General features: G+C 55.6%; 17 protein-coding genes. 7 read left to right on the top strand and 10 right to left on the bottom strand.

Annotated features, from left to right (window positions below; translation table 11 throughout):
- Window positions 1-202: 202 nt before the first annotated feature.
- Window positions 203-3,661 carry a transcription-repair coupling factor gene (gene mfd / locus ACTQ34_RS02285; protein ID WP_441362309.1) on the top strand — a complete coding sequence of 1,153 codons (3,459 nt, stop codon included), beginning with the start codon at window positions 203-205 and terminating at the stop codon, window positions 3,659-3,661.
- Between the two features lie 50 nt (window positions 3,662-3,711).
- Here the strand turns inward: mfd and ACTQ34_RS02280 are convergent, their stop codons facing one another.
- Window positions 3,712-4,287 (bottom strand): hypothetical protein, encoded by a 576-nt coding sequence (locus ACTQ34_RS02280; RefSeq protein ID WP_441362308.1) that lies wholly within the window; start codon window positions 4,285-4,287, stop codon window positions 3,712-3,714.
- A gap of 404 nt (window positions 4,288-4,691) precedes the next feature.
- On the opposite strand from ACTQ34_RS02280, the gene cysS reads away from it, so the two are divergent.
- Window positions 4,692-6,107: a cysteine--tRNA ligase gene (gene cysS / locus ACTQ34_RS02275; protein WP_441362307.1), complete on the top strand. Its 1,416-nt coding sequence runs from the start codon at window positions 4,692-4,694 to the stop codon at window positions 6,105-6,107.
- Between the two features lie 67 nt (window positions 6,108-6,174).
- Here the strand turns inward: cysS and licT are convergent, their stop codons facing one another.
- Entirely contained in the window at window positions 6,175-7,005 is an 831-nt protein-coding gene (licT, locus tag ACTQ34_RS02270; RefSeq protein WP_441362306.1) for a BglG family transcription antiterminator LicT, read from the bottom strand.
- Between the two features lie 330 nt (window positions 7,006-7,335).
- Between licT and trkA the strand changes: the two genes are divergently transcribed.
- Both trkA and ACTQ34_RS02260 read left to right on the top strand, forming a co-directional pair.
- The gene (gene trkA / locus ACTQ34_RS02265; RefSeq protein WP_441362305.1) at window positions 7,336-8,709 is read left to right on the top strand and encodes a Trk system potassium transporter TrkA; all 1,374 of its coding nucleotides are present in this window, start codon (window positions 7,336-7,338) and stop codon (window positions 8,707-8,709) included.
- Window positions 8,706-10,151 carry a TrkH family potassium uptake protein gene (locus tag ACTQ34_RS02260; RefSeq protein WP_441362304.1) on the top strand — a complete coding sequence of 482 codons (1,446 nt, stop codon included), beginning with the start codon at window positions 8,706-8,708 and terminating at the stop codon, window positions 10,149-10,151. Before trkA ends, ACTQ34_RS02260 begins: the two co-directional genes overlap by 4 nt.
- Before the next feature lie 67 nt (window positions 10,152-10,218).
- On the opposite strand, the gene ACTQ34_RS02255 is transcribed toward ACTQ34_RS02260, so the two are convergent.
- Window positions 10,219-11,946: a phospho-sugar mutase gene (locus ACTQ34_RS02255; protein ID WP_441362303.1), complete on the bottom strand. Its 1,728-nt coding sequence runs from the start codon at window positions 11,944-11,946 to the stop codon at window positions 10,219-10,221.
- Window positions 11,947-12,258: 312 nt separating this feature from the next.
- Here ACTQ34_RS02255 and ACTQ34_RS02250 point away from each other — a divergent pair, with 312 nt between their 5' ends.
- The 3 genes from ACTQ34_RS02250 (at window position 12,259) to ACTQ34_RS02240 (ending at window position 15,181) form a co-directional block, all read left to right on the top strand.
- Complete coding sequence (locus tag ACTQ34_RS02250) at window positions 12,259-13,629, top strand: MurT ligase domain-containing protein (RefSeq protein ID WP_441362302.1); 1,371 nt, start codon at window positions 12,259-12,261, stop codon at window positions 13,627-13,629.
- A gap of 14 nt (window positions 13,630-13,643) precedes the next feature.
- The gene (locus tag ACTQ34_RS02245; RefSeq protein WP_441362301.1) at window positions 13,644-14,381 is read left to right on the top strand and encodes a type 1 glutamine amidotransferase; all 738 of its coding nucleotides are present in this window, start codon (window positions 13,644-13,646) and stop codon (window positions 14,379-14,381) included.
- Window positions 14,382-14,617: 236 nt separating this feature from the next.
- Entirely contained in the window at window positions 14,618-15,181 is a 564-nt protein-coding gene (locus tag ACTQ34_RS02240; RefSeq protein WP_441362300.1) for a manganese efflux pump MntP, read from the top strand.
- A gap of 241 nt (window positions 15,182-15,422) precedes the next feature.
- Here ACTQ34_RS02240 and ACTQ34_RS02235 read toward each other — a convergent pair whose 3' ends face one another.
- The 7 genes from ACTQ34_RS02235 to thiI all read right to left on the bottom strand — a co-directional run bounded on the left by ACTQ34_RS02235 (window position 15,423) and on the right by thiI (window position 26,936).
- The gene (locus tag ACTQ34_RS02235) at window positions 15,423-17,870 is read right to left on the bottom strand and encodes a glycogen/starch/alpha-glucan phosphorylase (RefSeq protein ID WP_441362299.1); all 2,448 of its coding nucleotides are present in this window, start codon (window positions 17,868-17,870) and stop codon (window positions 15,423-15,425) included.
- A gap of 39 nt (window positions 17,871-17,909) precedes the next feature.
- The gene (gene glgA, locus ACTQ34_RS02230; RefSeq protein WP_441362298.1) at window positions 17,910-19,346 is read right to left on the bottom strand and encodes a glycogen synthase GlgA; all 1,437 of its coding nucleotides are present in this window, start codon (window positions 19,344-19,346) and stop codon (window positions 17,910-17,912) included.
- A gap of 171 nt (window positions 19,347-19,517) precedes the next feature.
- Window positions 19,518-20,645 carry a glucose-1-phosphate adenylyltransferase subunit GlgD gene (glgD, locus tag ACTQ34_RS02225; protein ID WP_441362297.1) on the bottom strand — a complete coding sequence of 376 codons (1,128 nt, stop codon included), beginning with the start codon at window positions 20,643-20,645 and terminating at the stop codon, window positions 19,518-19,520.
- A gap of 13 nt (window positions 20,646-20,658) precedes the next feature.
- Window positions 20,659-21,870: a glucose-1-phosphate adenylyltransferase gene (locus tag ACTQ34_RS02220; RefSeq protein WP_441362296.1), complete on the bottom strand. Its 1,212-nt coding sequence runs from the start codon at window positions 21,868-21,870 to the stop codon at window positions 20,659-20,661.
- Between the two features lie 60 nt (window positions 21,871-21,930).
- Entirely contained in the window at window positions 21,931-24,081 is a 2,151-nt protein-coding gene (gene glgB / locus ACTQ34_RS02215) for a 1,4-alpha-glucan branching protein GlgB (RefSeq protein WP_441362295.1), read from the bottom strand.
- Between the two features lie 262 nt (window positions 24,082-24,343).
- Window positions 24,344-25,573 (bottom strand): competence/damage-inducible protein A, encoded by a 1,230-nt coding sequence (locus ACTQ34_RS02210; protein ID WP_441362294.1) that lies wholly within the window; start codon window positions 25,571-25,573, stop codon window positions 24,344-24,346.
- A gap of 193 nt (window positions 25,574-25,766) precedes the next feature.
- The gene (gene thiI / locus ACTQ34_RS02205; protein WP_441362293.1) at window positions 25,767-26,936 is read right to left on the bottom strand and encodes a tRNA uracil 4-sulfurtransferase ThiI; all 1,170 of its coding nucleotides are present in this window, start codon (window positions 26,934-26,936) and stop codon (window positions 25,767-25,769) included.
- Window positions 26,937-26,953 lie beyond the last annotated feature (17 nt).

Genomic DNA, 26,953 nt, shown 5'->3' with positions numbered 1-26,953 from the left:
CCTCAGTTTGTCAAAAATATTTCGCGCGAAGCGCGTGTTTTATTAGAAAATAGCAGTATACTGCTATTTTCATCAAAAAGTCCAGCTTTGCCGGGCGTTTTGATACGTGATTCATTCGATCGGAAACGTGTTTCCGATCGACAGCAGGGCAGATTGCAAAATCTGCCCTTTTGGCGTGTCCGAAGGAGGGTGACAGCCTGCCATGACAGAAATTACAAAAAGTATAACTTTTCTGAATGAATACAAATCGTTGAGGGATGCGGTGCAGCAGGGCAAAACGCCGCTGCTGGCGGTCGGTTTGTCTGCCATCCATAAAGCGCATCTCGCGGCGGCGCTCGGACTGGATATTGGTCGCCCGGTGTGCGTACTGACCGATGATGATACGGCGGCGGCGCGGTTTGCGCTCGACTTGCAGGCCTTTGCCGAGCGCGAGGTGCTGACTCTGCCTGCACGTGAACTGGTCATGGCGGATGTGGTGGGCGTGTCGCGCGGATATGAGCAAAAACGCCTTTCCGTGTTGGATGCACTGCCGGATGCAGCTTTTTCGGTCATATCCGTGCAGGCGGCTGTGCAGCGCACGCTGCCGCCCGACGCGCTCCAAAGCGCCGTAGTACAGCTTGCCACTGGACAGACTGTACCGCTGGAAACCCTGACGCAGCAGCTCACTCGTGCGGGTTACGAACGCTGTGTGCAGGTCGAGGGTATGGGACAGTTCTCGGTGCGCGGCGGCATTCTGGACGTGTTCCCACCACAGGCGGCAAACCCGTATCGTGTGGAGTTCTGGGACGACGAAATCGATTCAATTGCAACCTTTGACGTGGGTAGTCAGCGGCGGCTGGAAACTTCCGAAACACTGCGCTGTCTGCCGTGTATGGAAACGCTGCCGCATCTTGCACCGGGCGGTGCGAAAGGGCTGGCAAAGGCAGTGCGCGGACTGCTTTCCACGCGCAAAAAGAAGCATCCTGACCTCGCGGCGCATATCGAGCGCGATGCGGAGCGGCTGGAGGAAACCGGTGCGCTGCCCGCAGCGGACAAATACCTGCCGCTAGTGTATCCGGAGTTGGCGACCGCGCTCGATTACCTGCCGGAAAACGCGATTGTGCTCATCGAGGACACGCCGCGCCTGCGCGACGCCGCGCGAGATTTTGCTGCCCGCATTGCGGATGATGTGACCGCGCTGCTTGAGCGCGGGGAGATGGCCCCCGGGCTTGACGGTTATGCGCTCGACTTCGCCGCGCTCTGCCGCACGCCGCATACGATTTTGCGGCTGGACAGCTTTTTGAACAACGTTCCTGAGCTGGCTCCGCAGCATTTGGAGAACTTCGTCGCAAATCAGATGAACGCCTACGGCGGCAATCTGGATATGGCCGCGGCCGATATTCGCGGTTATACCCAGCAGGGTCGTGCGGTTGCTGTGCTGTGCGGCAGTGCGCTGCGATGCCGGAACATGTGCGACGCACTGACCGAAGCGGGGCTGACAGCAACGGTCAGCGACCTGCTGCCTAAGGGCGGGCAGGTTTGTGTGATGGAAGGTACGCTGTCCGCGGGCTTCGAGTATCCCGACCTCGGTCTGGTGGTCATCACGGAAGGACAGGTGCTGGCGCGGCGCAAAAAGACGCAGGTCAAGAAGTCGAACCGTGACCGTGTCAAGTCGTTCACCGACCTGACGCCGGGCGATTTGGTCGTGCATGAGCACCACGGCATCGGCCGCTTTGTCGGCATGGAGCGCATGACCGTGGATGGCGCGGAGCGCGATTTTATTAAGATTGCTTTTGCAGGCACGGATTTTCTGTATGTCCCGGCGACCAGTCTTGATCTGATTTCTAAATACATCGGCGGCGGTGAGCCGGAAAAGGTGCGGCTCAATAAGCTCGGCGGCGCGGACTGGTCGCGCTCCAAGGCACGGGCCAAGGCGGCAGCCAAGGAACTGGCGGAGGGGCTGATTAAGCTGTACGCTGAGCGTGCCAAGGTCAAGGGTTTTGCCTTCCCGCAGGACGACGCATGGCAGCGCGAGTTCGAGGAAGCCTTCCCCTATGAGGAAACCGATGACCAACTGCGCTGCATTGCGGAAATCAAGATGGATATGGAGTCCGACCGTCCGATGGACCGTCTGCTGTGCGGCGACGTGGGCTTCGGCAAGACCGAGGTTGCGCTGCGCGCCGTGATGAAGTGCGTGCTGGCAGGCAAACAGGCTGCCATCCTCGTACCGACCACTGTGCTTGCGCGTCAGCATTACCTGACCGCCTTGCAGCGATTCCAGGGGCATCCGGTGACCATAGAGTTGCTCACGCGCTACAAAACCGGCTCGGAGCAGACCCAGCTGCTCAAAAAACTGGAAGCCGGCTCGGTTGATATCGTGATAGGTACGCATAAGCTGTTCAACAAGAAGATTAAATTCAAGGATTTGGGGTTGCTCGTCGTGGACGAGGAACAGCGTTTTGGCGTCAGCCACAAGGAGACGCTCAAGGAACTGTCCAAGAATGTGGATGTGCTGACGTTGTCGGCGACTCCTATCCCGCGTACGCTCAATATGGCGCTGAGCGGGATTCGCGATATGTCCTCCATCGAAGAGCCACCGCTCAACCGTCATCCGGTGCAGACGTTTGTGTTGGAGCAGAATGACGGCGTGCTGCTGGACGCGATTCGTCGTGAGCTTGCGCGCGGCGGACAGGTGTACTATCTGCATAACCGCGTTGAGTCGATAGCGCGGTGCGCGAATTTATTGCAGCAGCGCTTGCCGGATGCGCGCATCGGCATTGTGCACGGCAAGATGACGCAAAAAGAAATCGCCGCCGCGATGAATGCCATGGCGGACGGTGAAACCGACATTCTGGTCTGCACGACCATCATTGAAACCGGCATCGATATTCCGAACGCTAACACGCTTATCATCGAGAACGCGGACAACATGGGCCTGGCCCAGCTGCACCAGATTCGCGGGCGTGTTGGCCGGTCGAGCCGCCATGCCTACGCCTATCTGTGCTATCGGCGCGGCAAGGCGCTCTCCGAGATTGCGCAGAAGCGTCTCTCCGCCATCCGCGAGTTTGCGGCGTTCGGCTCAGGCTTCAAGATTGCGATGCGCGATTTGGAAATTCGCGGCGCGGGCAACGTTTTAGGCCCGGAGCAGTCCGGCCACATGATGAGCGTCGGTTATGACCTGTATCTCAAGCTGCTGGAAGAAGCGGTGCAGGAGGAAAAGGGCGAAACGCCCAAGCCGCGCGTGGACTGCGCGGCCGAGCTGCTGCTGTCGGCTAATCTGCCGTCCGACTATGTGCCGGATGCGGGCCAGCGCGTGGATTTGTACCGTCGCATTGCGCTCATCCGCACGGAAGAGCAGAAGAGCGACATGCTTGACGAGCTGATTGACCGCTTTGGTGAGCCGCCCCGCGAGGCGGTGGCACTGCTGGACATCGCGCTGCTGCGCAGCCGCGCAAGTGAGCAGGGCATTTCGGAAATCAAGGAGCAAGACGGTCGTCTGTTGCTGACCTTTGCGCAGACCGACTTTGCGCGTCTGTCTGCGCTTTGCGGGGACGAGTCGTTCCGCGGGCGGCTGCTGCTCAATGCGGGCAGTACGCCGTATCTGTCGCTGCGGCTGAATAAGGGCGAAACGCCGCTCGATATGGCAGAAACGCTGGTCGGCAAGTACGCACAGACCGCGTAACACAAAAAAACACCCGATGGGACAGGGTTCCCATCGGGTGTTGTATATTTTCAGCTGACGCGCTTCATGGCGCTCAGAATGTCCGCGACCGTTTGGTTTGCTTCGTCCGTGCCGATGTCATAGCGCTTGCCGGACATGTAATAGGCCATGTCATGCGAAGCACGGTACTTGACCCATTCTGTCACATCCACCGAATCTGCGCCGAATGGAAAGTCATAGGTGAACTGTGACATCGAAAGGGTATCTTGGGAAGCGTCACGCACAGACGCAGACATAGCGGGGATGACAGGGGTCAGGCCATTCGCTTCCGTACCGCCCGCCAGCCAGCGGTCGGTCTCGGTCAGCGCACCCATATCGACAAGGTCGCTTAAAAAGGACTGGTATTCGTCATAGCTCATGTCATCCGTGTTGTATTTTTCGCTGAGCTCCTTGAGCTGTTCGTCGGTCAGCGCATCCAGACCTGCGGACGGCTCGCGCTGCTCCAGCTGCTCGAGCTTATTTTTCGTAAAGGCTGCAAATTCATCCTTATACTCGTCTTTGAGCGTCGCCATCGGCAGTTTGTTGCCGTTTTCCAGCGTATGCTCGGTAACATTGAACCAGCTGCTTTGGAAACCTCCGATTGTCATAAACTCTCTTCCTTCCTTTGGTGATTGTAAAACAAAAAATGTCATATACTATACATATCGTCCACAAAGTGTTCAGAGATAACAGGGGAGCAGGGCGGCGGCTTGACTTTTGCACGGATTGTTGTTATACTGGCACTGTAATATAGAAACGTATGCAAAGACGCGGGAAAAGTAACCGTTTTTGAGACGCGCTTCAAGAGAGAAGCCCCTCGGCTGAAAGGGCTTCGCGCGTGGGGCGGTGAAGTGCGCCCGCCGAGCATCGGGGTCAAACGCCCCGCGGGACGCACCCGTTATCCTGCATCCGAGTGAAAAACAGGAGTGGAACCGCGACATGAGTGCCGCCTCTTTGAGAAAAGAGGCGGCTGTATTTTTTGTAAAATCATCCCAATAAAGGAGAGTGTCATATGAAACTGTTTAATACCCTGACCCGCCAGAAGGAGGAATTCGTTCCGATTACGCCGGGCGAGGTCAAAATGTATTCCTGCGGCCCGACCGTGTATAACTACTTCCACGTCGGCAACGCGCGCCCGTTTATTGTGTTCGACCTGCTGCGCCGTTATTTTGAGTATCGCGGCTATAAGGTGCAGTTTGTGCAGAACTTCACCGACATTGACGATAAGGTGATTAACAAGGCCAACGAAGAGGGCGTGGATTTCAACGTCATTGCCGACCGCTATATCAAAGAGTATTACACGGACGCGGAGGGCCTTGGCATCGGCAAGGCGACCGTGCATCCCCGTGCGACCGAGACGATGGACGCAATCATCGATATCGTACAGAAGCTGCTCGACAACGGTCACGCCTATCTCGCGCCGAACGGCGACGTATACTTCCGCACCAAGTCCGACCCGGATTATGGCAAGCTGTGCCATCAGCCGATGGAAGAGCTGCAGGCGGGTGCGCGTATCAGCGTAGGCGAGCAGAAGGAGGACCCGATGGACTTTGCGGTCTGGAAGGCAGCGAAGCCGGGCGAACCTGCATGGGATACGCCGTGGGGCAGTAAGGGACGTCCGGGCTGGCATATTGAGTGCTCCGCGATGGTCAACAAGTACCTCGGCCCGACCATCGACATTCACTCCGGCGGTCTCGACCTGATTTTCCCGCACCACGAGAACGAAATCGCGCAGTCCGAGTGCGCAAACGGCTGTGCCTTTGCGCATTACTGGCTGCACAACGGCTTTTTGACCATCGACAACGAGAAAATGTCTAAATCCAAGGGCAACTTCTTCATGGTGCGCGACGCAGCAAAGCAGTTCGGCTATGAAACCATCCGTATGTTTATGCTGTCCGCGCACTACCGCACGCCGCTCAACTACTCGGCCGAGTCGCTTGAGATGAACAAGGCGTCGCTGGCGCGCCTGTACGAGGCGCGGAACAATATGGAATTCCGCATCGAAAAGGCCGAGGGCGACACGATGACCGCTGAAGAGACGGCCAAGATGGAAGCGCTTGCGGCATACAAGCAGAAATTTATCGACGCGATGGATGATGACCTCAATACGGCGGATGCGCTCTCTGCCATCTTTGAGCTGACGCGTGAAATCAATGCGTGGATGGGCGCGCATCAGGACGCAAGCAAGGCGTTTCTGACCGCAGCGCACGACCTGTTTATGGAGCTGACCGGCGTTCTGAATCTGGTGCAGAAGCGCGACGATGCAGTGGATCCGGATGCGGAGAAGATCGAAGCGCTGATTGCGCAGCGCGCAGCGGCCAAGAAGGAGAAAAACTTTGCGGAAGCCGACCGTATCCGCGATGAGCTGGCTGCGATGGGCGTAACCATCAAGGATACCCGTCAGGGTACCCAGTGGAGCCGCGCATAAAACGAAAAATGAACGGCCACCCTGAGAAGAATGTTCTCTGGGTGGCCGTATTGCTTTGCCAGGGTGATCACGCGCCGGTGATGCGGGCGATGTGAAGCGTGAGGTACAGCAGCTCGTTTTTGCCGGCATCGAAGTCGTATTCCTGTAAAATGATATTGCAAATCGTCTGCGCACAGGCGAAGGCATCTGGGTATTTATCCTGTACCGGAGGAAGAAGGTCGGCGTCGCAGTCGCCGTAACTCTGTCCCGCGGCGATACGGCGCGCCAAAAACTTCAGATGGGTCACAAATCGGTAAAAATCAGGCGAATCGCGGTCAGGTTCTACGCCGCACTGCTCCTGCACCAGCCCGAATACCCGCTGCATCAGGCAGGTCATATCGTAAACCTCGGGAAATTCACCGCCGCCCTCCGCGTTGACAAAGTGCATGGCGATAAAGCCTGCCTCGTCCTCACCAAAGTCGATGCCGGTTTCCTCCCGAATCAGGTCAACGGCGGCACAGCCAGCCCGGTATTCCTCCGGATAGAACTGCCGAATATCCCACAAAAGCGGGTTTGACAACTCGATGCCCTGCTTATGCCGCTCAAGTGCGGCTGAAATGTGGTCGGGCAGGGTAACATAAATACTGTCCGACAAGGTTGCGTCCAGTGTGCGCTTGGCATGGTCGATAATGCGCTCACTGAGTAAAAAATGCGGCAGGGGAATACTGGTAAGCAGCTGCTGGAAACGATCGGAAAGCTGTCCGGCATGCAGTGTGAAACGCTTTTCAATCAGCTCGGCGGGGGCGCTGTCGCCAGTGTGACGGCCAAAGCCCAGTCCGCGCCCCATCAGCACGGTTTCCTCACCGTTTTCATCCAGCGCAATGACGACGTTATTGTTCAGCACTTTTTCAATTTGCATACCTTCACCTCCCTGTCAGCCGCAGCCCATATTCTTCGTCGGAAAACAGAGAAACTTTTCGAAGCGTAGTCGCGGTGGCTTTCACTGATTCCATCGAATCGACGCCCGCTTTCAGCATCCGCGTTATGTCCGCCGGTTCTGTTTCCTTTCCGTATATTGAAACAAGTATACCATGTATTTGACGCAGCGGTCAACGATACGCGGAAAAGCGCGCTAAAAAAACGCAAAGATTCGTTTTCGCTTGTCAGAGATATTGCTTTTTTGCTGTTAAAACGCTATAATCGCTATGTATATTATGTACCCTGTAAAAAGAGAGATCGGAGGCGCACCATGCGCATCATTATTGTAGGCTGTGGTAAGGTTGGTTCGGCATTGGCGGAACAGCTTTCCGCAGAAGGACACGACCTGACCCTCATCGACCTGTCCGAGCGTCGGCTCACCGAGCTGACCAACACGCTGGATTTAACTTCAGTTACCGGCAGCGGAACGAGTTATCACGTATTGGAGGAGGCGGGCGTGCGGGAAACCGACCTGTTGATCGCGGTCACTACGCATGATGAGATCAACCTGCTTTCCTGCCTGATTGCCAGCAAGGCGGCGGGCTGTCACACCATCGCGCGTGTGCGCGACCCGGAATATGTGTCGGAGGTCGGCTTTATTCGGGATGAGTTGGGCTTGTCCATGGTTATCAACCCGGAAATGTCCACAGCGCGTGTGGTTTCACGCCTGATTCGTTTTCCGTCGGCGATCGGCGTGAGCACCTTTGCGAAGGGGCGCATTGAGCTGCTCGATATCCGCATTCCAGACAGTTCCCGTTTGAACGGTATGGCGGTTTGTGAAGTTAATCCGCTGCTACGCACCAATGCGCTGCTCTGCATGGTACGCCGCGAGGGACAGACGTTTATTCCAAAGGGGGATTTTATTCTGTGCGCGGGCGATGATGTCACGGTGATCGTTCCGCCGAGCGAGCAGACGGACTTTTTCCGTCAGATTGGCGTGGCGAACGATCATATTCGCTCGGCAATGCTGATTGGCGGCGGAAAAATCTCTTATTTCCTTGCAAAAATGCTAATTGATACCGGTATTTCGGTTAAAATCATCGAAAATCGTCTGGAGCGCTGCGAGGCGCTTTCCGAATTGTTGCCGGGTGCAACCATTATCCATGGTGACGGCACGGATCGCGATTTGCTCGATGAAGAAGGATTGGCCAGCTGTGAGGCGTTTGCGGCACTGACCGGTATGGACGAGGAAAATATCCTGCTTGCGCTGCATGCGGGACGGCATTCCAAGGCCAAGCTATTCACCAAGGTCAACCGTGTGAACTTTGAAGAGGTCATTGAAAGCCTGCCCATCGGTACAGTTGTTCGCCCCAAGCAGACAACGGCCGAACTGATTGGCCAGTATACCCGCGCGATGCAGAACTCCATGGGATCGAATGTGGAAACGCTGCATCAACTGGGCGGTGCGGAAGCGCTCGAATTCCGTGTGGCGGCGCACGATTTGATTGGCGTTCCGCTGCAGGATATGCCTATTCGACCGGATGTGCTGCTGTGCTGCATCAACCGTAAAGGACGCCGTATCATTCCACGCGGCCGTGATGTGCTGCGGGAAGGCGATACGGTGATCGTGGTATCTACCCGGCGCGGCATGAATGATTTACAGGATATTTTCCAGCCGGAGACGACGGAGGATACAGAGCAATGAATCATGCTATGGTACGCTATCTGATCGGCTGGATGCTGGGCGTGGAATCCCTGTTCCTGCTCCTTCCCATGCTGACTGCCATCCTGTACCGCGAACCCGTTGTGATGGCTTATCTTGCAGCCGCTGTGATTTGTCTGATATTTTCCGCTTTGTTTTGCCATAAGCGTCCGGAGAACACCCGCTTTTACGCCCGCGAGGGCTTTGTCACTGTGGCGCTGTGCTGGATTATGCTGGCGCTGACTGGCGCACTGCCGTTTATGTTCAGCGGAGAAATTCCGTTTGTGGTGGACGCGTTGTTTGAAACAATTTCAGGATTCACCACCACCGGCGCCACCATTCTGAGCGACGTAGAAGCGCTTTCGCATGCATCGCTGCTTTGGCGCAGTCTGACCCACTGGGTCGGCGGCATGGGTGTGCTGGTGTTCATGCTGATTGTGCTGCCGCTGGCTGGCGGGCAGACCATCCACCTGATGCGTGCGGAAAGCCCTGGTCCGTCGGTCAATAAGCTCTCACCCCATCTCCGAGATACTGCTATGTATCTGTACGGCATCTATTTTGGCATGACCGTGCTGGAGATTGTACTGCTGATGCTAGGCGGTATGCCGCTGTTTGATGCGGCCTGCACCTCAATGGCAACCGCAGGTACGGGCGGCTTCGGCATTTGGAACAGCTCGATTGCGTACTACGACAGCTATTATCTGCAAGGCGTTGTTACGATTTTTATGGTTTTGTTCGGCATCAACTTCAGCGTTTATTTTCTGCTGCTCATGCGGCGCTGGAAAAATGCCTTTCGTATTGAAGAGGTGCGCGTCTATCTGGGCGTGATTATTGCCTCGTCTGTGTTGATTGCTATCAACGTCCGGCCGATGTTTTCGAGCTTTTTTGAGAGTTTCCATCATGCCGCTTTTCAGGTGGCGTCCATCATCACCACCACCGGCTTTTCCACGGTGGATTTTAACCAGTGGCCGGCATTCAGCAAGGCCTTGCTGGTGCTTTTGATGTTCATTGGTGCGTGCGCCGGTTCGACCGGCGGCGGCATGAAATGCTCACGTATTCTGCTGATGTGCAAGAGCATTCGTAAGGAAATGCAGTTTCTCATCCATCCGCGCGCAGTGCGTGTCAACAAGATGGACGGTCGCCGCGTGCAGCATGAGGTTATGCGTTCGGTTAACGTGTTCATGATTGCCTATTTGCTGCTGTTTATCCTGTCGGTGCTGCTGCTGTCGATTACCAACCAAGAACTGATTACCAACTTTACGGCGGTTGCGGCGACGCTCAACAACGTCGGCCCGGGTCTGGAGCTGGTTGGTCCGGCGGCAAACTTCGGCTTTTTCTCGCCCTTCAGCAAGATTGTCCTGATGTTCGATATGCTTGCGGGCCGTCTGGAAGTGTTCCCGATGCTGCTGCTGTTCGCTCCGGCGACTTGGCGCAGAGAAAAGTAAATGATTCAACTGCAATATCATGCAAAAAGAGGGAAACCGATTGGTTTCCCTCTTTTTATGGCATTTTTTACTTGACAATCTCCTTAGCAGCAGCCACCAGTGACTCCACCTTGGAGGCGGCATCTGCCTTGCTGTCGCCCTTGGCCATGATATAAACCTTGACCTTGGGTTCGGTGCCGGACGGACGGATGATGAACGTCGTGCCGCCCTCCAGCTCGTAGTACATGACGTTCTGGCCCTTGAGCTCCATCTGTTCGACCTTGCCGTCCGCCATGCAGGTGCGTGTACCAGGCATATAGTCGCGGGTGTACTCGACCTTATCCGCGCCAATCGTCGTCAGCGGCTTGTCGCGCAGTTCAGCCATCAGCTCTTTCATACGCTGCAGGCCGGACACACCGGGCATGGTGATGGAGACAGTCTGCTCACAATAATAGCCGTACTTCTCGTACATCTCTTCCATTGCATCGTACAGCGTCTTTCCCTGTGTGCGGTAGTAGGCTGCCATTTCCGCGATCAGCATGGAAGCGGTGACCGCGTCCTTGTCGCGCGCATAATCGCCGCACAGGTAGCCGTAGGATTCCTCAAAGGCGAAGATGTATTCGTGCGAACCGGTCGTTTCAAACTGCTTGATTTTTTCTGCCAGGAACTTGAAGCCGGTGAACGTATCAAAGCAGTCCACGCCGTTTTTGTTCGCAGCTGCACGTGCCATTTCGGTGGTGACGATGCTCTTGAGTACCGCCGGATGCGCAGGCATGGTACCCGTCAGCTTCTTGGCGGTGATGATATAGTCGGTCAGCAGCACGCCCACCTGATTGCCCGACAGGGTGACGTAATCGCCGGTCTTGTCTTTGAGGACAATGCCGGTGCGGTCGGCATCCGGGTCGGTGCCGATGATGAGGTCTACGTCATTCTGTTTTGCCAGCTCAATGGCGAGGTTAAAGCCTTCTTTGTACTCCGGGTTCGGGTTCTTGACGGTCGGGAAGTCGCCGTCGATCTTCATTTGCTCAGGTTCGCAGAGAATGTGCTTGTAGCCCAGACGGCGCAGAATTTCGGGCACCAAACGATAGCCCGCACCGTGGAACGGGGTGTAGACAAGTTTGAACTCGTCCGCAACCTGCTTGACACAGTCCGGATTGACCGCAACCTTGATAACTTCGCCGAGATATGCCTCGTCGGTTTCCCGGCTCAGAATGCGGATCATGCCGTCCGCAACCGCTTTGTCATAGTCCATGGTCTTGACGCCGGTAAAGATATCGGTCGCCGCCATCTCCTTGGCGACTACATCGGCTTCAGCGGGCGGCAGCTGTGCGCCGTCCTCCCAATAGACCTTATAGCCATTGTACTCCTTGGGGTTGTGGGACGCGGTGATGTTGATACCGGCAATGCAGCCGTAGTGGCGAATGGAAAAAGACAGCTCAGGCGTGGGGCGCAGCTCATCGAACAGCAACGCCTTGATGCCGTTTGCCGCCAGGATGCAGGCAGACTGCTTGGCAAACTCAGGCGAGAAGTGGCGGCTGTCATAGGCGATGGCAACGCCGCGATCCATCGCAGTCTGTCCGTTCGAAACAATGAGCTTGGCAAGACCTTGCGCAGCCTGTCCGACCGTGAAGCGGTTCATGCGGTTCAGTCCGATGCCCAGCACGCCGCGCAGACCTGCAGTGCCAAATGACAGGGGCGCAAAAAAGCGGCTTTCGATTTCTTCCTTGTTATTCTCTACTGCGCGCAGCTCTGCGCGCTCCTCTTCTGAAAGCGCTTCGCTGTCCAGCCAGCGCTTGTATTCCGACATATAATCCATTGGAATTCACCTCATCCTGTTATTTGGCAAAAGCCACTATCTAAATTATACAATATCTGTCTGTCAATGCAAGGGGTTTTGCGCGAATTCGTACATATAACAATGCACTCCGGTATCTTTTCACAAATAAAACATTGTTTTTTTGTGCATTTTATTTTGCGATGGTTTTCCAGCGGTGCTTTGCCAAACTGATAAAATTTTTGCTCAGATTTTGTGCAGAATGCTATGGGCGATGGATTTCCATGCTTGTACTATGCGGGAAAATGCGGTATACTTCTTTTATATGAAATTGACAGATAGAGGGGTTATTCTATGAAGCTGAAAACCCGGCTGGCCGTTGCGGTGTGCAAGGCCTCGGGCGCGGTTTTGCGCAAACTCGGGCGCGGTGGTACCAATCTGCCCGGCAAGCTGGCGCTTAAAATCGACAAAAATATCCTCGGGGAGCTGTCGCGTGGCGTGAAGGTCACGGTCGTGACCGGCACCAACGGCAAAACCACCACCTCGCGCATGATTGAGCAGGCATTTGCCGATGCGGGACTGAAATACTTTTCCAACAAATCGGGTGCAAACCTGCTGACCGGCATCATTGCGGTGTTCGCGCAGCACTGCACGATTTCGGGCAAATGCCCGTATACGCACGCGCTGATTGAGTGCGACGAAGCCGCATTCCGTAAAACAAGCGAGTTTCTACCGGTCGAGTGCCTTGTTGTCAACAATATTTTTCGTGACCAGCTCGACCGCTATGGCGAAATTACGCATACGTTAAACGCCATCCGCGAGGGTATCACTCATGTGCCGGACGCGACGCTGTGCCTGAATGCGGACTGTTCGCTGACCGCCTCGCTTGCGGAGAAAATTCCAAACAAGGTGCTGTGGTTTGGTGTCAACGTTCCGATTTATGAAAATGCAGCGCATGAGTTGTCTGATGCGCCCTACTGCATTCACTGCAAGACCGAATATCAGTACGACTATATCACCTACGGCCATCTGGGTGGGTTCCGCTGCCCCAAATGCGGCTATCACCGGCATGAGCCGGATGTAGCGGCGACGAAAATTCTGTCCTCGGGCGCGGATTCGTCTGATATAGAGCTGTCCATCTGCGGCCGTGTGCACGAGGTGCATGTCAATTTGCCGGGCGGCTACAACATCTATAACGCGGCGGCAGCGGCGGCAGTATCGCATGTCGTCGGCATCGACGAGGAAACCGCGGTCAGCGCGCTGGGTCAGTTTGAGTGCGGCTTTGGCCGTGCTGAGCAGTTCACGCTGGGTAAGGCGCAGGCGCGTATGATGCTGGTGAAAAACCCGGCGGGCTTTAATCAGGTCATCAATCTGATTGCACACGACAGGGGTACCTGTAAGCTGGCTTTTCTGCTCAATGACCGCTTTGCGGACGGCACGGACATCAGCTGGATTTGGGACGTGGATTTTGAGGCGCTGGCTGAGCAGGAGGCGCGCTTTACGCGCATTCTTGTCTCGGGTGTGCGTGCGGACGATATGGCGCTGCGCCTGAAGTATGCAGGCTTTACAACCGACCGCATTGAGGTGGTCCGGGAGTATGACGCGTTGCTCGAGCAGGTGGGCGCGGATGAAACGCCTGCATTCCTGATGCCGACTTATACGGCAATGTTTGATTTGCGCGGCGAGATTGCCAAACACACCGATGTGAAAGCGTTTTACGAATAAGGGGAGGGGACGACATGCAACTGAATATCTGCCACCTGTACCCTGATATTTTGAACCTGTACGGCGACCGGGGCAACATCATCACCATGAAACGGCGGCTGGAAGCCCGTGGCATTGGGGTCGCGGTTGAAGAGTGCTCCATCGGCCAGCCGATTGATATTGACAAACACGATATCTTCTTCATTGGCGGCGGGCAGGACTTCGAGCAGGAGGTGCTGCTGCGCGACCTTGCATCGGGCAAGGGCCGCGATATCTGCACGGCGGTTGAAGAGGGAAAAGTGTTTCTTGCCATCTGCGGCGGCTACCAGATGCTGGGGCAGTATTATAAAACATGGGACGGCAATCAGCTGGACTTTATCGGCGCCATCAATGTGCATACGATTGGTGCAAAAGAGCGTATGATTGGCAACTATATGTACCGTACCACACCTGAAAGCGGCGGTACTATCGTAGTTGGCTTTGAGAATCACTCGGGCAAGACCTATCTGGGTGAGGATGTGGCCCCGCTGGGCATGATGCTCAAAGGCTATGGCAACAATGGTGAGGACCAAACCGAAGGCGCGCGCTATAAAAACGTGTTTGCGACCTATTCGCACGGTTCGCTTTTGCCCAAAAATCCCGTGTTGTGCGACTTTATTCTGCACACCGCGCTGCGTTACAAATATGGTAGCGACGAACCGCTCACGCCGCTCGACGATACGCTGGAAAACCGCGCGCATGACTACATGGAGGAACGGCTGCGCCGGGGATAAGCCCTGCGCGCCGATTTCCTCGGGTGATATTGACTTTATTCGCCGCATATGGTATCATAGGCGGTAATAAGGGAGTAGTCGGCGCGGATTTGTTCCACCCCGCGCGGTAGGGCCAACATACTGAGGAGGATGTCCTCTGGTTCTGCATGAAATGACGAGACTTATCTGTTTTTACGGCGGATGGGTCTCTTTTTTTATGCCCGTTCGGCGCTGCTAACGACAAGGAGGACAAGAAAATGGGTTTACTGGAGTTATTTATCATTGCGGTCGGTCTGTCGATGGATGCCTTTGCGGTTTCCATCTGCAAAGGGCTGAGCGTGCGTACGCTGCGCCCGCGGCATGCTTTGATTACGGGCGCGTATTTCGGTGGATTTCAAGCGCTGATGCCGCTTGTTGGGTTCGTGTTGGGCGTGCGCTTCCAGGCGCTGATCACCAGTGTTGACCACTGGATCGCGTTTGTGCTGCTGGCGCTCATCGGCGGCAATATGGTGCGCGAGTCGCGCGATACTGACGAGGAGAATCTCAGCGATTCGTTTTCCTTTGCCACGATGCTGCCGCTTGCGGTGGCGACCAGCATTGATGCGTTGGCCGTTGGCGTGACGTTTGCGTTTTTGCAGGTGGAGATTATTCCAGCAGTCTGCTTGATTGGCTGCACGACTTTTGTGCTGTCTTGCATCGGCGTCAAGGTTGGGCATGTATTCGGCGCAAAGTATAAGTCGCGTGCTGAGCTGTTCGGCGGCGTGGTGCTCATCTTGATGGGTCTGAAAATTCTGTTGGAGCATCTGGGCGTGCTTGGCTAAAAATATGCAAAATGAAAAAGGACGCTGAAAAGCGTCCTTTTTTCGCGTCGTAAGGCGCGCATGCAATAGAATTTCGGGCAAAACCACCCGAAAATCATAAAAAGACAGGACATATGCCTGCCTTTTTATATAAGGGTGAAGAAAAGTTTCGTGTATCGGAACTTTTCTTGCTTGGGACGCATCCGCGCAGCGCGCGGTGCGTCCTAAACTCGATGGAAGCGGTATGCTTCCATCGAAGTTTTTAAAATGCAAAGTTGGTCTTGACGCGCCAGATGTTCTGCGCATACTCGGCAACCGAGCGGTCGGCCGCAAAACGGCCGGAATTTGCAATGTTCATCAGCGACATATAGTTCCAGTTCTCCGCGTGGCGGTACATCTCGCTGACGCGCTCCTGCGCGATCGCGTAGGAGGAGAAGTCCTTCAGGCTCATGTAGCGGTCAGCCGGACCACCGTTGCCGCCGTGCAGCAACAGGTTGGCCAAATCGGTGTAGTCTACGCCGTCGCCAAAGCCGTGAATCATATGGTCAAGTACACGCTTGATAACCGGATCGTTCTGGTAAATCAGCATCGGCTCGTAGTTGCCGGATGCCGCCAGCGCCTCTGCCTCGGGGGTCTCCATGCCGAAGATGAAGATGTTCTCACGGCCGACCGCCTCGCAGATTTCAACATTTGCGCCATCCATCGTGCCGATGGTGAGCGCGCCGTTCATCATGAACTTCATGTTACCCGTACCGGATGCTTCCTTGCCTGCGATGGAGATCTGCTCGGAAACCTCGGCTGCCGGCATGATCATTTCGGCCAGAGATACCTTATAGTCCTCGATGAACACGACCTTGAGTTTGTCGCCGATATCCGGATCGTTGTTGATCATATTGGCAATGGAGTTAATCAGACGGATGGTCTTTTTCGCCACTGCATAGCCCGGCGCAGCCTTGGAGCCGAAGATAAAGGTACGCGGCACGAACTCCATGCCCGGATTATCCTTCAGCTTGTGGTACAGCGAGATAATGTGCAGGATGTTGAGCATCTGACGCTTGTACTCGTGCAGACGTTTGACCTGTACGTCAAAAATCGAGTCCATATTGACTTCAATGTCGTTGTGCGCCTTAATATAGTCCGCCAGACGCTGCTTGTTGTGGCGTTTAATTTCGCCCAAACGCTGGAGCAGCGCCTTGTCGTTGCCGTAGTTGGCGAGCACCTGCAGCTCGGACGGATGCTTGCGGTAGCCCTTGCCAATCTTGCCCTCAATCAGCTCAGCCAGCTCCGGGTTTGCCTCGCACAGCCAGCGGCGGTGCGCAATACCGTTGGTGACATTGCAGAACTTGGAGGAGTAAATCTTATAGAAATCGTTGAATACGCGGTCCTTGAGGATTTCAGAGTGCAGCGCGGATACACCGTTAATCGAGAAAGAGCCGGCGATTGCCAGATGTGCCATACGGACAATATTATCCGCTACGATGGCCAGCTTGGAAATCTTCTGGAAATCGTTCGGGAAGTAGTTCCACAGCTCCTTGCAGAAGCGCTCATTGATCTCATAAATGATCTGCATGATGCGGGGCATCAGCTCCTGCACCAGCGATACCGGCCAGCACTCCAGTGCTTCGGGCATAACCGTGTGGTTGGTGTACGCAACCGACTGGCTGGTGATGTTCCATGCATTCTCCCAGCTCATGTCGTTTTCGTCCATCAGGATGCGCATGAGTTCGGGGATAACCAGCGTCGGGTGGGTATCATTGATATGCAGCACGTGCTTGTGCGCGAAGTTTGCCAGCGTACCGTACTTGGCCTTGTGCTTGGCGCAGATATCCTGCAGGGTTGCGGATACCAGGAAATACTGCTGCTTAAGACGCAGGGACTGGCCCTCGCGGTGGTTATCCTCCGGATACAGCACCATCGAGATAGTTTCCGCCATCGCGTGTTTTTCAAGCGCCTTGAGGTATTCGCCCGAGGAGAACAGCTTCATGTCCAGCGCAATCGGGCTTTTGGCCTCCCACAAGCGCAGGCAGGCAATGTTGTTGGTATCGTAGCCGGAAATCGGCATGTCATACGGGACAGCCAGAACCGGCGTATAGTCGTGGTATTCAACAACCAGTTTGCCCTGATCGTTAAAATAGGTGTTGACCGTACCGCCGATTTTCACCTCGCGGGTATCATCCATGGCAGGAATGTGCCAAACATCGCCGGACGCAAGCCAGGAGTCCGGCAGCTCGACCTGCTGGCCGTCCTCAATCTTCTGCTTGAAGATACCGTGTTCATAACGGATGGAGTAGCCGGTGCCGCGCACGCCGATGGTCGCCATGCCGTCCATATAGCAGGCTGCCAGACGGCCCAGACCGCCGTTACCCAGACCGGGGTCGGCTTCTTCTTCGAAAATATCGGCCATTTCATAGCCCATATCCTTCAGCGCCTCGGTCAGTGCGGGCAGGATGCCCAGATTGTAGGCGTTGTTGCGCAGGCTGCGGCCCACAAGAAATTCCATGCACAGATAGTGCACCTGTCGCTCTCCGTATTTTTCAACCTCATTCTGAGTTTCAATCATATGCTCGGTGAGCGCGTCGCGCACGACGAGCGCGCATGCCTCGTAAACCTGTTCCTTCGAGGCATCTGCAACCTCGCGGCCGAAGTGGCGTTGCAGCTTACCTGCAATGGCCTCCTTCAAAGCAGTCTTTGTGTACTGATTCTTTGACATGGTCTCTCTTGTCTCCTCACTTAATTTGCTGAATTGGTCTTACCAACCAAGGGCAGAATGATAAACCTCGATATATTTATCTGCCGAGCTGCCCCAGCTGAAATCACTTTGCATGCCCTGCAGCATCAGTTTCTTCCATGCGGGCTTGTTGTAGCGGAATACGCCGCAGGCTTCGCGGATGACGTGCAGCATGTCGTGTGCATTATAGCTGGCAAAAGTAAAGCCGTTGCCCGTGCCCGCATAATCGACGAAAGCCTGTACGGTGTCCTTCAGGCCGCCGGTTTCGCGCACAATCGGAATCGTGCCGTAGCGCAGTGCAATCATCTGCGCCAGACCGCACGGCTCGAATTTGGACGGCATCAGGAACATATCTGCGCCCGCGTAAATGCGGTTTGCCAGATCACCCGAGAACATGATGGATGCCGAAATATTGTTCGGATAGCGGCGCTTGGCTTCCAGGAACATCTGCTCGTAGCGCCAGTCACCCTTGCCCAGCACAATCAGACGCAGATCATCGGACAGGATGTCATGCAGCACGGCTTCAATCAAATCCAGGCCCTTCTGGTCGACAAAGCGGGTGACCATGCCGATGACCGGCGTGTTTTCGTCGCCCTCAATACCGCACAGCTTGAGCAGTTCAAGTTTGTTGACCTTCTTGTCCTCCGGGTTTTGGGGACCGTAATTCTTGAAGATCTTGGGGTCGGTCTGCGGGTTGAAGGCATCCATATCAATGCCGTTTAGGATGCCGTGCAGTTTATAGCTGTTCATGCGCAGCACGGAATCGAGCCGGTAGCCATAGTATTCGGTCTGGATTTCATTGGCATAGGTGGGTGAAACCGTAGTGACCGCGGTGGAGGCCACGATGGCGGCCTTCATCAGGTTGACGTCGCCGTCCATCGCCATGAAGCCAGAACGGAAATGCGCATCGTCGATACCAAGCACATATTCGAGGATTTCACGGCCATAGCGACCCTGATACTGGATGTTATGGATGGTGAACACAGTCTTGATGTTCTCATAGAACGGGCGGGAGGAGAACATCAGGTTATAGTAAACCGGTACAAGCGCGGTCTGCCAGTCGTTGCAGTTGATGACATCCGGACGCCAGTCCAGATCGGGCAGCACCTCAAGCACTGCCTTGGAGTAGTAGGCAAAGCGTTCCGCATCGTCATACTCGCCGTAAACCTGACCGCGGGAAAAATAATATTCGTTGTCGATGAAGTAATAGGTTACGCCGTCCGCTCCATAGCGGAAAATGCCGCAGTACTGGTTGCGCCAGCCCAGACGGACATAGGCGTTCTTTAAGTAGTAGAACTTTTCACGCCACTCCTGCCCGATAGCGGAATACAGTGGGCAGAATACGCGCACGTCGTGTCCCTTTGCAGCAAGGGCCTTGGGCAGTGAGCCGGCAACGTCGCCCAGACCGCCGGTTTTGACGAACGGGGCACATTCGCTGGTAACATACATAATTTTCATAACAACCGAGCCTCCCCAGTAGGAGGCGCGGAAACAGAGCCTCCGCTTCCGCACCTGTATATCTTTATTATACTAGATTCTTCCTTTCTGCAAAATAGGGAATTTCCACGAACATCTCATGCTTTTAGTCCGTGTTTTTCGCTCATTTGCAGCGAATTTAACGTGTTTTTATCAAACGGTTGCGTTTTTGGCGATTGTAATGGGGTAGTTCTCGTGGCCCATCATAGTGCGTCCGTCGCGGATAACGACGTTGCGGTCGGTAATGACATGGCGCAGCGATGCATCCGACAGGATGCGGCCGCCTTCCATGATGATGCAGTCACAGATTTCTGCGCCCTTTTCGACGACGACATCGCGGAACAGCACGCAGTTTTTCACCGTGCCCTCGATGCGGCAGCCGTCTGCGATAAGGCTGTCCTCCACAACGGCCTTGTCGCCATAGTAGGCGGGCGCTTCGTCCTTGATGCGGGTCAGAATCGGACGGGTGCGCAGGAATACTTCGTCACGCACATCCTTGTCCAGCATATCCATGTTGGAGCGGAAGTAATCGAACGTATCCTCGATTTTGATGGCATATTCGTTGAACAGATAGCCGGCAACGGTACCGTCAATCAGTGCACGGGACAGGAACTCGCGTTCGAAATGAATGCAGTTATGTGTGACGCAGTCGGACAGCATATGGATGAGGTACTGACGGCTCATGACATACACGCCCAGCGCGATGTGTTTGCATTTTCCCTCGTTCGAGTCGCCGACACGGATGTCGACCGCTTCCTTTTTGCGGTTGAGCTCCACATAAGTGGTGAACGGAGAGTCCTTTTGTTTCTTGGTGCAGACCATGGTCAGGTCGGCGCCCGACTTGATGTGGCGATCGATGACATCGTCCAGCGGGATGTTGCCGACGATGTCGCCGTCTGCAACGACCACATAATCCGCCTTGTTCTTCTGCAAAAAGTCGACCGCACCGGCCAGCGCGTCAATCTTGCCGCGGTATTCGCCGGTCACCAGCGGAGACGCCTTCTTCGAATAGGAGTACGGCGGCAGCAGTGTCACGCCCGAGTTCTTGCGGGACAGATCCCAATCCTTGGCGTTGCCGATGTGGTCGATAAGGGACTGGTATTTGTCCTTCATCAGAACGCCCACACGGTAAATGCCGCTGTTTACCATGTTCGACAGCATGAAGTCGATGATGCGGTAGCGTCCGCCCCACTGCACCGCACCGACTGTGCGGTGTTCGGTGATCTCACGGAGATCGTTGTCGTTATCAAATGCGATGATGATGCCTAAAACACTGTTCATCATTTCCGCCCCCTTACTTTACGTCCGGCAGGTCTTCGTCTGCCATTTCTTTTGCGGCCAGCTTTGCGCCGCGGCCGATGCGCACGCCTTCTGCGACAACGGCCACGCCCCATTTATCCACGTCGCCGTCCGACGGGCTGCCGCCGACGACCGCATCCTTGGCGATGACAGCGTTTTCTGCGATAATAGAGTAGCGCACGGTAGCGCCTTCCTCGATGACCGCGCCCGGCATCAGGATGGAGTATTCCACCTTGGCGCCCTTTCCGATCTTGACGTCCGAGAACAGGACGGATTCGGAAACCTCGCCTGCGATTTCGCAGCCCTCGGAGAGCAGGGTGTGCTTGACGGATGCATTCTTGGCGGTGAAATGCGGGGGAGAACCGGTGGTGCGGCCGTAGATCTTCCAGCTGTCATCCGACAGGTTCAGGCCGGAGTTCGGGCTGAGCAGATCCATATTGGCCTCCCACAGGCTTTCGATCGTGCCGACATCCTTCCAATAGCCTTCGAAGCGATAAGAAACCAGCTTTTCGCCGTTGCTCAGCATCGCCGGAATGATATCCTTGCCGAAGTCATTGGAGGACTTGGAGTTATCTTCATCATCAATCAGGTACTGGCGCAGCTTTTTCCAGGAGAAGATGTAGATGCCCATGGAGGCCAGCGTGGATTTCGGGTTCTTGGGCTTCTCCTCAAATTCGTAGATGGTGCCGTCCGGCTTGCAGTTCATGATGCCGAAACGGGACGCTTCCGTAAGCGGAACGTCCAGCACGGCGATGGTCGCATCTGCACCGGTTTCCTTGTGCTGCTGGAGCATTTTATTATAGTTCATCTTGTAGATATGGTCGCCCGACAGAATCAGAACATATTCGGGGTCATAATCGTCGATAAACTGGATGTTCTGATAGATGGCGTTGGCGGTTCCCTTGTACCACTCGGAGGTTTTGCCCTTCTGGTACGGCGGCAGGACGTATACGCCGCCGCGCAGGCGGTCGAGGTCCCAGGTCTGGCCGGAGCCGATGTAAGCGTTGAGCACATGCGGCTCGTACTGGGTCAGTACGCCGACCGTGTCGATGCCGGAGTTGACGCAATTGGAAAGCGGGAAGTCGATGATGCGGTACTTGCCGCCGAACGGCACCGCGGGCTTGGCGACCTTTTTGGTCAGTACATAAAGGCGGCTGCCCTGACCGCCTGCGAGCAGCATGGCTACGCATTCTTTTTTCCGATACATTGATGAACTCTCCTTTTTGCCGTTTACGTATTTTTTACGCCGTTTTCGGCGTGTCCCCTTTTAAGAATCCTGCTTGCCGGCATCGCTTGCCTTGACCACCGCCTTTTCTCCGGTCTTGGTGACTGCTTTTGTGCCGGTTTTTGCGACCGCTTTTTCCCCGGTTTTGGCCACGGCCTTTGAGCCGGTCTTGGCTACTGCGCGGGTTCCTGTTTTGGAAACGGCCTTGGAGGATGCGCGAGTCCCCTTGGCAGACTTGGCGGCTTTGGCTGCCGCTGCCTTTTTCGCGGCTTCGATTTCGGCCTTGGTGCGGCGCTTGGCGCGCGGTTTGCCTTTGAAGAACAATACGCCGAAGCGCGGAATGTGAATGCTGATGGATTGTTCCTGCCCGTGCATGGGCTTTTTGCTGTCGGTTCTTACCTTGCCGTTTGCAATGCCGCTGCCGCCAAATTCCGTCTTATCCGAGGAGAAGATCTCTTCATAGGTTCCTGCGAGCGGTACGCCGATGCGGTAATTTTCCTGTATCTCCGGAGAGAAGTTGACAACGACTACGATATCGCTGCCGTCCTTGGCGATGCGGCGGAAGGCAATGATGTTATTTCGGTTATCCTCGTGGCTGATCCACTCGAAGCCGCGCCAGTCGGTGTCCTGCTCCCACAGCTGCGGAGTTTCCAGATAAAAATGGTTGAGCGCCTTGACATAGGTCTGCATTTGCTTATGTGCGGGATAGTCGAGCAGCATCCAGTCCAGTCCGCGCTGGTAGGCCCATTCGGAGAACTGGGCGAACTCGCCGCCCATGAACAGCATCTTTTTGCCTGGATGGGCGGTCATGTAACCGTACAGTGCGCGCAGGCCGCCGAACTGATTTTCGTACGGAGGCGGCATCTTGGCGATCAGCGAGCACTTGCCATGCACGACCTCGTCGTGCGAAAGCGGAAGAATGTAATTTTCCGAGAATGCATACATGAACGAGAAGGTGATTTTGTCATGCATGTCCTTGCGGAAGAACGGGTCGGCCGAGCAGTAGCACAGCATATCGTTCATCCAGCCCATATTCCACTTGAAGTTGAAGCCGAGACCGCCGTCGTAGCCGGGCTTGGTCACCATCGGCCATGCGGTGGATTCTTCTGCTATCATCATGACGTCCGGATGGTCGGTCAGGATATACTCGTTGAGCAGACGCAGAAAGTCGATTGCCTCGAGGTTTTCGCGTCCGCCGTGGATATTGGGCCGCCATTCGTTCTGGCGGTTGTAGTCGAGATAGAGCATGGAGGCGACTGCGTCTACGCGCAGACCGTCCATATGAAACTTCTCAATCCAGAACATGGCTGAGGAGAACAGCAGGTTACGGGTTGAGGTTTTGCCGTAGTCGAATACGCGCGTGCCCCATTCCTTATGCTCCATCTTGAGCGGGTCGGCATATTCGTAGAGGTAAGAGCCGTCAAACTCGACCAGACCGCAGCCGTCCTTGGGGAAGTGTGCGGGCACCCAGTCCATGATGACGCCCAGGCCGGCCTGATGCGCCTTGTCGATGAAGTACATCAGGTCCTTGGGGGTACCGTAGCGGCTGGTTGCGGCAAAGTAGCCGATGACCTGATAGCCCCACGAGCCGTCGAACGGATACTCGGTCAGCGGCATGACCTCGATGTGCGTGTAGCCCATTTCCTTGACATAGGGCACCAGCTCGTCCGCGAGCTGACGGTAGGAATAGAAGTTGCCGTCCTCGTGGATTTTCCACGAACCGAGATGGCATTCATAGATGTTGACTGGGTTGGAATAGGGCAGATGATTCTTGCGCCAGTCCAGCCACGACGCATCGTTCCATTCATATCCCTCGATGTCATATACCTTAGAGGCGTTGCCGGGACGGGTTTCACTGTGGAAGCCGTACGGGTCGGACTTGTCGAATACGTCGCCCGATTTTGCCCATACGCTATACTTATATGCTGCGTATTCGGAAACATGCGGAATGAATTTTTCCCAGATGCCCTGCTCGTCCCGTGTCATGTAGTCCACATCGCGATTCCAGCCGTTGAACTCGCCCATGACGGAAACCTTCTCCGCTTCGGGGGCATATACCCGGAACAGGTAGCCGGGTTCGCCGTCCTGTTCAAAGGGATGGGCGCCCATATAATCAAAGGCGCGGCAGTCCCTGCCCGAATAGAAAAGCTGGCTGCGCTTTTCACAGGCCGGCGCTGCAGGTGTTTTCTTCATATCGCATCTCTCCCTTTTATACTTCTTACACTTCTGAACTGCCAAAATAAAGCGTCTTTGCGAAAATTTTCCAACTGTTTGTACATTTCGCCCTGATTAAGGCAGATACCTCTCACTTTAGTTAGATATAGTATACATCATGGGGAAACAAAAGTCCAGCAATTTTACACAATTGCTGGACTTTTTTGATGAAAATTTTGTTTGGTTTCCACAGGGAATGGCTGGAAATGTCGAGAAAACAGACAAAATGTAGACTATTTGTTCAGAAAATATTTCGGCGAATCAAATCGAGCGCAGTGGAAGCCGCCTGCATGCGCACGCGGTCGCGGCCATTGGTGGACTTCATCTTGCGGGTAAAGTGCTGGCCCTTACACCAGATGCTGATATATACCAATCCGACCGGCTTTTCGTCCGTGCCGCCGCCCGGTCCGGCTACGCCTGTGATGCCCACGCCGACATCTGCGCCGAGCGCCTTCGCCACACCCTCGGCCATCTGCTCGGCTACCTCAGGTGATACCGCGCCGACCGTGTCGAGCGTCTCTTTTTTCACGCCCAGCACCTTCATTTTCACCTCGTTGGCATACGAGCACACGCCGCCGAGGTAGTAATCCGAGCAGCCGGGCACATCGGTAATACGCTTGCTCAGCAGGCCGCCCGTGCAGCTTTCCGCCACAGCAAGGGTCATGCCGCACGCGCGCAGTCCGTCGCCCACGACCTGCTCAAGAGAATCCACGTCCACGCCGTACACATCGTCGCCCAGCAGGCCGCAGATTTTCTCAACCACCGGCTCAAGCAGCTTTTCGCATTCCTCCGGGGTGTCCGCCTTGGCGGTCACGCGTGCAAAGCACTCCGAGGTTTTGGCGTAAGGCGCAATCGTCGGATTGGTGCTTTCCGCCATCATGTCATGCAGGATGGTTTCCATATTGCTTTCGCCTAAGCCAAATACGCGAACGTTGCGCGAAACGATGCAGCCGCCTGCGAGCTTGTAAAGATAGGGCATCGCGCATTCCTTCCACATCGGGTTGCACTCTCGCGGGGGGCCGGGCAGCATGAGGACATGCTTGCCATAGGCTTCAAACGCACAGCCGGGCGCGGTGCCCCACTCGTTGACGAATACCGTGCAGCCTTCGGGCAGCCACGCCTGCTTTTCGTTGTTCGGGGTCATTTCGCGGCCGATGGTCTGGAAAAAACCCTTGATGCGGTCGAGCGAGGGCTGATGCAGCGCCATTTTGCGGCCGAACACGGTCGCAAGCGTCTCCTTGGTCAGGTCGTCGAGCGTCGGCCCAAGGCCGCCGGTCGTGATGATGATATCCGCACGGTCGCGCGCCGTCTCTATGACGTGGCGCAGACGCGCCGGGTTGTCGCCTACGACGGTTTGGTAAAATACGTTGATGCCGAGTTCGCTCAGGCCCTGCGAGATGACCTGTGCATCCGTGTTGACAATGTCGCCCAGCAGGATTTCCGTGCCGACGGCAATGAGTTCTGCGTTCATAATTGCGTCTCCTTTCGCACCAAAGCGCGCATAGAAATTCGGTTTGCGCTGCGCGCAAACCATCAAAACCCGCGACATGTGCGTGGGTTTTGATACCACGACCCAGCTGCCTTGGGCAGTGCCGTTCGGGTATCGGAAGGCGGTTGCTACGGAACCGCCTTCCGTATATAGGGGGCTTTTGAACCCCCCATACTCATGGTAAGTGAATAATTTCTACACCTGCGACAGCCTCATCGACCAGCGCATCCACATCCAGATGGCTCTCGGCCTCCAGAATCTTGGGCATCTTGGGTTTGGTGTTCGGATGCTTGGGGGTAAACACCGTGCAGCAGTCCTCATAAGGCAGGATGGAGGTTTCGAAGGTGTCGATTTTGCGCGCGATGGTGACAATTTCCTCCTTGTCCATGCCGATGCACGGGCGGAAGATAGGCAGCTCGCACACCGCGCCGGTGACGCCCATCGCGGGCATGGTCTGACTGGCGACCTGACCGAGCGACTCACCGGTAATCAGCGCGCCGCAGCCGTATTCGACCGCGACCCGCTCGGCAATGCGCATCATAAAGCGCCGCATGATGAGCGTGAACAGCTCCTCGTGGCACTTTTCACGGATTTCCTCCTGAATCTTGGTGAACGGCACGACCATGACGCTCATACGGCCGCACCACGCGGTCAGTTTGCGGCCCAGTTCGAGCACCTTTTCCTTGGCGCGCTCCGAGGTGTAGGGATAGCTGAAAAAGTGCACGCCGACCAGCTCCAAACCGCGTTTTGCCATCATCCATCCCGCAACCGGACTGTCGATGCCGCCCGAAAGCAGGAGCGCCGCGCGCCCGTTCGAGCCAATCGGCATACCGCCCGCGCCCGGTTCAGGACCCGCGTGCACAAAGGCGTACTTTTCGCGGATTTCGACATGGACCGTCAGGTCGGGGCCGTGCATGTAGGGGCGCACCTTCGGGAAACGGTCGGCCAGCTCGCCGCCGACATGCTGGCTGATTTCGGTCGAGGTCATCGGGAACTTCTTGTCGCCGCGCTTGGTCTCGACCTTGAAGGTCTTGGCCTGTGCAAAGCGCGGCGCAAGATAGCTCTGCGCGGTGTCAATGACGCTTTCGAGCGTTTTTTCCGGGCAGACCGCGGCGCGTGAAATGGTGGCAAAGCCGAACACATGGCGCGCGCAGTCCATGACTGCATCTGCGTCCGCGTCCTCGGGCACTTCGACGTATACGACCGACTGGCGCATCGTGATATTGCAGTCCGCCACGTGCTTCATGCGGCGGGACAGATTTTTGAGCAGGCGGTCTTCAAAGGTTTTGCGGTTGAGTCCCTTTAGGACAATCTCTCCGCACTTGAGCAGCAATACTTCTTTCATAGCGTCTCCTTTATAAG

The sequence above is a fragment of the Agathobaculum sp. LCP25S3_E8 genome (genome assembly GCF_052117165.1).
In the GTDB taxonomy this organism is placed as follows: domain Bacteria; phylum Bacillota; class Clostridia; order Oscillospirales; family Butyricicoccaceae; genus Agathobaculum.
Note: the sequence above shows the minus strand (reverse complement) of the source record. Positions and strands in the feature narration are given on the sequence as shown.

What these genes read in the sequence shown, in the direction of transcription:
- mfd (WP_441362309.1), top strand. Translation starts at nt 203, where the DNA reads ATGACAGAAATTACAAAAAGTATAACTTTTCTGAATGAATACAAATCG.
- ACTQ34_RS02280 (WP_441362308.1), bottom strand. Translation starts at nt 4,287, where the DNA reads ATGACAATCGGAGGTTTCCAAAGCAGCTGGTTCAATGTTACCGAGCAT.
- cysS (WP_441362307.1), top strand. Translation starts at nt 4,692, where the DNA reads ATGAAACTGTTTAATACCCTGACCCGCCAGAAGGAGGAATTCGTTCCG.
- licT (WP_441362306.1), bottom strand. Translation starts at nt 7,005, where the DNA reads ATGCAAATTGAAAAAGTGCTGAACAATAACGTCGTCATTGCGCTGGAT.
- trkA (WP_441362305.1), top strand. Translation starts at nt 7,336, where the DNA reads ATGCGCATCATTATTGTAGGCTGTGGTAAGGTTGGTTCGGCATTGGCG.
- ACTQ34_RS02260 (WP_441362304.1), top strand. Translation starts at nt 8,706, where the DNA reads ATGAATCATGCTATGGTACGCTATCTGATCGGCTGGATGCTGGGCGTG.
- ACTQ34_RS02255 (WP_441362303.1), bottom strand. Translation starts at nt 11,946, where the DNA reads ATGGATTATATGTCGGAATACAAGCGCTGGCTGGACAGCGAAGCGCTT.
- ACTQ34_RS02250 (WP_441362302.1), top strand. Translation starts at nt 12,259, where the DNA reads ATGAAGCTGAAAACCCGGCTGGCCGTTGCGGTGTGCAAGGCCTCGGGC.
- ACTQ34_RS02245 (WP_441362301.1), top strand. Translation starts at nt 13,644, where the DNA reads ATGCAACTGAATATCTGCCACCTGTACCCTGATATTTTGAACCTGTAC.
- ACTQ34_RS02240 (WP_441362300.1), top strand. Translation starts at nt 14,618, where the DNA reads ATGGGTTTACTGGAGTTATTTATCATTGCGGTCGGTCTGTCGATGGAT.
- ACTQ34_RS02235 (WP_441362299.1), bottom strand. Translation starts at nt 17,870, where the DNA reads ATGTCAAAGAATCAGTACACAAAGACTGCTTTGAAGGAGGCCATTGCA.
- glgA (WP_441362298.1), bottom strand. Translation starts at nt 19,346, where the DNA reads ATGAAAATTATGTATGTTACCAGCGAATGTGCCCCGTTCGTCAAAACC.
- glgD (WP_441362297.1), bottom strand. Translation starts at nt 20,645, where the DNA reads ATGAACAGTGTTTTAGGCATCATCATCGCATTTGATAACGACAACGAT.
- ACTQ34_RS02220 (WP_441362296.1), bottom strand. Translation starts at nt 21,870, where the DNA reads ATGTATCGGAAAAAAGAATGCGTAGCCATGCTGCTCGCAGGCGGTCAG.
- glgB (WP_441362295.1), bottom strand. Translation starts at nt 24,081, where the DNA reads ATGAAGAAAACACCTGCAGCGCCGGCCTGTGAAAAGCGCAGCCAGCTT.
- ACTQ34_RS02210 (WP_441362294.1), bottom strand. Translation starts at nt 25,573, where the DNA reads ATGAACGCAGAACTCATTGCCGTCGGCACGGAAATCCTGCTGGGCGAC.
- thiI (WP_441362293.1), bottom strand. Translation starts at nt 26,936, where the DNA reads ATGAAAGAAGTATTGCTGCTCAAGTGCGGAGAGATTGTCCTAAAGGGA.